Source organism: bacterium, from assembly GCA_024228115.1.
Classification (GTDB): domain Bacteria; phylum Myxococcota_A; class UBA9160; order UBA9160; family UBA6930.
The window spans coordinates 1-3,654 of the sequence record JAAETT010000257.1 but is presented as its reverse complement, the minus strand read 5'-3'; the positions used below and the strand labels follow the sequence as shown (position 1 = coordinate 3,654).

3 protein-coding genes and 1 tRNA gene are annotated in these 3,654 nt (G+C 64.5%); 2 read left to right on the top strand and 2 right to left on the bottom strand.

What is annotated here, in order from left to right:
* Positions 1-183: 183 nt before the first annotated feature.
* Positions 184-1,014 (top strand): isoprenylcysteine carboxylmethyltransferase family protein, encoded by an 831-nt coding sequence (locus tag GY937_12245; protein MCP5057478.1) that lies wholly within the window; start codon positions 184-186, stop codon positions 1,012-1,014.
* A gap of 310 nt (positions 1,015-1,324) precedes the next feature.
* A complete protein-coding gene (locus GY937_12240; GenBank protein MCP5057477.1) occupies positions 1,325-1,780 on the top strand; it encodes an Hsp20/alpha crystallin family protein in 456 nt (151 codons plus the stop codon).
* Between the two features lie 628 nt (positions 1,781-2,408).
* On the opposite strand, the gene GY937_12235 is transcribed toward GY937_12240, so the two are convergent.
* Both GY937_12235 and GY937_12230 read right to left on the bottom strand, forming a co-directional pair.
* Positions 2,409-2,485: transfer RNA gene (locus tag GY937_12235), tRNA-Arg, on the bottom strand.
* Positions 2,486-2,498: 13 nt separating this feature from the next.
* Positions 2,499-3,404 (bottom strand): ion transporter, encoded by a 906-nt coding sequence (locus GY937_12230; GenBank protein MCP5057476.1) that lies wholly within the window; start codon positions 3,402-3,404, stop codon positions 2,499-2,501.
* Positions 3,405-3,654 lie beyond the last annotated feature (250 nt).

Sequence of the window (3,654 nt, the reverse complement as noted above, 5' to 3'; positions counted from 1 at the left end):
GATCTCACGCGCCAAGTCCAAGCCTGGCAAGACGATCGCAACCGAACGACGAAGGGCGTCGACTGGCAATTCACGACCCAACAAGCCCGCGTGAAACTGCGACGACTCTACCCCCAGCTTTTGGTGTGACAAGGGACTAGCGTTCCCCTCGAGTCGCCGAACAGGCGTAACCTGCATCGCATCATGACCGCCGATCACCTGCTCGACGTTCTCGCGCTCGTGCTCCTCGCATGCGCGGGATTCACCGGGCTCTGGCGCGCCGTGGCGCTCGCCTTCCGGGGGGTGTGGGTCCTCCCGATCGACCGCGAGCGAAGCCCCAGCGAGGCCCTCGCGGACCTCGCTTTCGTCCTGGGCCTGCTGACCTGGCTCTACGAGGCGATCGTGCACGCCCTGGCACCGGCGTCGCGGATCACAGTGGGTCCGCTTCCTCTCGAGATCCCATGGCCCGCGCTCCGCTGGCTCGGGCTCGTCGCAGCCGGGGCGGGAGTCAGCCTCTACGTCCTGGCGTTGCGCGAGCTCGGCGCCTCGTGGCGCTTCACGATCGACCGGGAACGCCCGGGCGAGCTCGTCACGACCGGCGTATTCGCCTTCAGCCGAAACCCGATCTACCTGTCCCTCGCGCTGCTCGCGGGGGGTATCGGGCTCGCGCTCGGAAACGTGCTGCTGGCCCTCCTCGCCTGCGCTGCCCCGTTCTACTTCGACTATCTGATCCGCCGCGAGGAATGCTTCCTCGCAGTGCACTACGGCGAGACCTACGCCGCGTATTGCGCACGCGTCCCCCGCTGGCTGCGCTGGGCCGGGCGAATCCGGGAAAAGCCGGGCCCCGCTAGAGAGGCTGGCACTGGAGGTGCGCGGGAAGGTGTTGGGGGAGTGGCCCGGCAGTCTGGTGAGTGTGCGTGGGATCGCGCAGGCTCCCCGCTGTCGTGTTGGCTCTCTTTCGCGATCGCCCTGCCCCACTCGCTTGGGGCATGCTTCCGCAGCCAGAGTGGGCAGGCCCTCGCCGAGCCCAAATAGTGCTTCCATTCCGGCTTGGAGGTGTTGTACCGTTTTCGGCACGCGGCGTGTGCATCCCTCCAACAGAGTAGAAGAACGCCGCACCCCGAATGAAGGCCCTCTGCCCGGATGCCGCAGGGGGCCTTCCTGGGTCCCGACAATTCCGGGTGCCTGGTTCCTGCGGGGATCCATCCCGGCCTGCCGCTGAGCTCTCGTTGGGGCTTCCGGTCACCAGACGGATTGACAGCGGGGATTCGGTGCTTGCTTATTCCGGACAAGGCGGGGGCAGGGTAGAGCGTCTTGCTCATGCCTTCGGCAAGGAGGAAGGAACATGGCAACCGAAAGAGAATCCAGACTGTCGCGGATCGATCCCAGCTTCGACCTTGAGCCGTTCTTCGGGGGCTCGGGAATGGGTCGCCTGATGGAGGGAATGTTTGGCCGCCCCAGTGGGCGAACGGGGGCTTGGCTCCCGGCGGTGGATGTGAATGAGAGCGATGAGGCGTTCGTCGTGACGGCGGAGCTTCCCGGAGCGAAGAGCGAGGACATCACCGTCGAGGGTCACGGCGACTTGCTCACGATCCGCGGAGAGAAGCGCAGCGAACGCGAGGAAGAGGACGAGCATCGGCGTCTCATCGAGCGCAGCTACGGCTCTTTCAGTCGCTCTTTCACGCTCCCGCCCACGGCAGATGGCGATCGCGTGGAAGCGAACTTCAAGGATGGCGTGCTCACGATCACGATCCCCAAGCAAGCGGAGCACAAGCCGCGGACGGTGCCGATCCAGTCATAGGCGCTCAGTGCATTTGGACTGCGCTGCCGTCGGTGTGGTTTGGCAGGCGGAAGCCAGGTACTGCTTGGCCAGTTCCGTTGCGCTCGGCCCGCCGCTCATGGCGATGCTGACACATCCCCCAGGGCCGACCCAATGGCCGCAGAGGAAGGTATTCTCGACGGTTGGTTTCTGGGGGATGGGATCCTGCGCTTGATCGGTCGAATGGCACCACCCCACGTGGGCGCCACCGCGGTTTTCGGTGAAGCGCTCGATGGGGCCGGGTGTTGCAAACCCAGCACCTCGGCGTCTTTCTCGAGATCGGTGATTCCGAGCGCCCGCTCCATCTTCTCGATCAGCTCTGCAAGCAGCGCGTCCGCAAGCTGCCGTTCCACACGACACGTCGCACCTACACGAGCCGCGCCATTGCCGCGGGCCGCTCCGTGCGCTGGGTTGCGGGGCAGCTCGTCGGGATCCGGGAAGTCGATGACCAGATCTGGCTGGTCAGCTTCCTCGACTATGACCTAGGTTTCTTTGATCGGGACGAGGGGCGCGTGGAACCCGCCCCAAACCCCTTCGGGCCGGAGAAAGTGTCAACCATGTCTCCGGAATCATCTGTAAACCATGTGCCCGGAATGGACCTCGGATTCCCTGGCGCCCCCGAGAGGACTCGAACCTCTGACCCTCGGTTTAGGAAACCGATGCTCTATCCAACTGAGCTACGGGGGCGGCGGGTTGAAGACTAGCGGCTCGGTTCGGTGCCTTCCTCTGCTGCCTCATCCAACGTATTCTGCGGTGCCGCTAATGGATGGCCGCAATGGCGGCAGAAATGGGCGTCCCAAACGTGGCCTTCGCTCAGGCAACGGGTACAGCGGCGGGTCGTAATCTCTCCCGGGCGGATCTTCTCGACGATCTCGGCGGTGACGATGCCTGTCGGGACCGCAAGGATGGCGTAGCCGAGCAGCATCACGACCGAAGCCAGCATCTGCCCGGGAACCGTCACGGGAGCGATGTCGCCGTAGCCGACGGTCGTCATCGTGACGATGGCCCAGTAGACGGAGCGCGGAATGCTGGTGAAGCCTCCCTCTGCCCCTTCGATCAGGTACATCGCGGAGCCGAGAATCAGATCGAGGAGCAGCACGGTGCCGAGGAAGACGAGGATCTTGCGCCGGCTGGCACGCAGCGCGCTGAGCAGCAGGTTGGCCTGGCCGAGAAAGCCGGCCAGCTTGAAGATCCGCATCACCCGCACCAGGCGCAGGCCGCGGATCACCAGGAGGGATTGAGAGCCGGGCAACACGAGGCTGAGGAAGCTGGGAAGGATCGCCAGCAGGTCGATCACACCGAAGAAGCTGCGGGCGTAGTTGGCGGGGCGTTCGACACAGCTGAGGCGCAGCAGGTACTCCACGCTGAAGAAGCCGGTGATCGTCCACTCCAGGATGCGCAGCTCAGGGCCATACCTGGCCTCGACGACATCGACGCTCTCCAGCATCACCGCGAGGATGCTGATGGCGATCACGGCGATCAGGGTGACGTCGAAGCGTTTGCCGGCCGGGGTATCGGCTTCGAAGATGATCGTGAACACGCGGCTCTGCCAACTACGGCCGCCCGCGACCTCGCGACTCTGACCCACCTCGTAGGCTGTCTTCATCGCCTGGCAGTGTAGGCGCCGAGACGTGGAGCGTCGCGATCGGCCCCTGAACCCTGGAAACGTTCCCGTGCGGGCCGCCGCGGTGGGACTTGACCCCACCTTGTCGCGCCCTAGCGCGAATAATTCATGAAGAAGTCGTGGTCTTGAATTGAAGAAGGCCCCAGTTGCGGTAGAAACGAGTTGCAACACGCGTTTCCCCTCAACAAGGGCCCCTTCATGAAGCCGGATTCTACCGCACAGGCTGTCATCT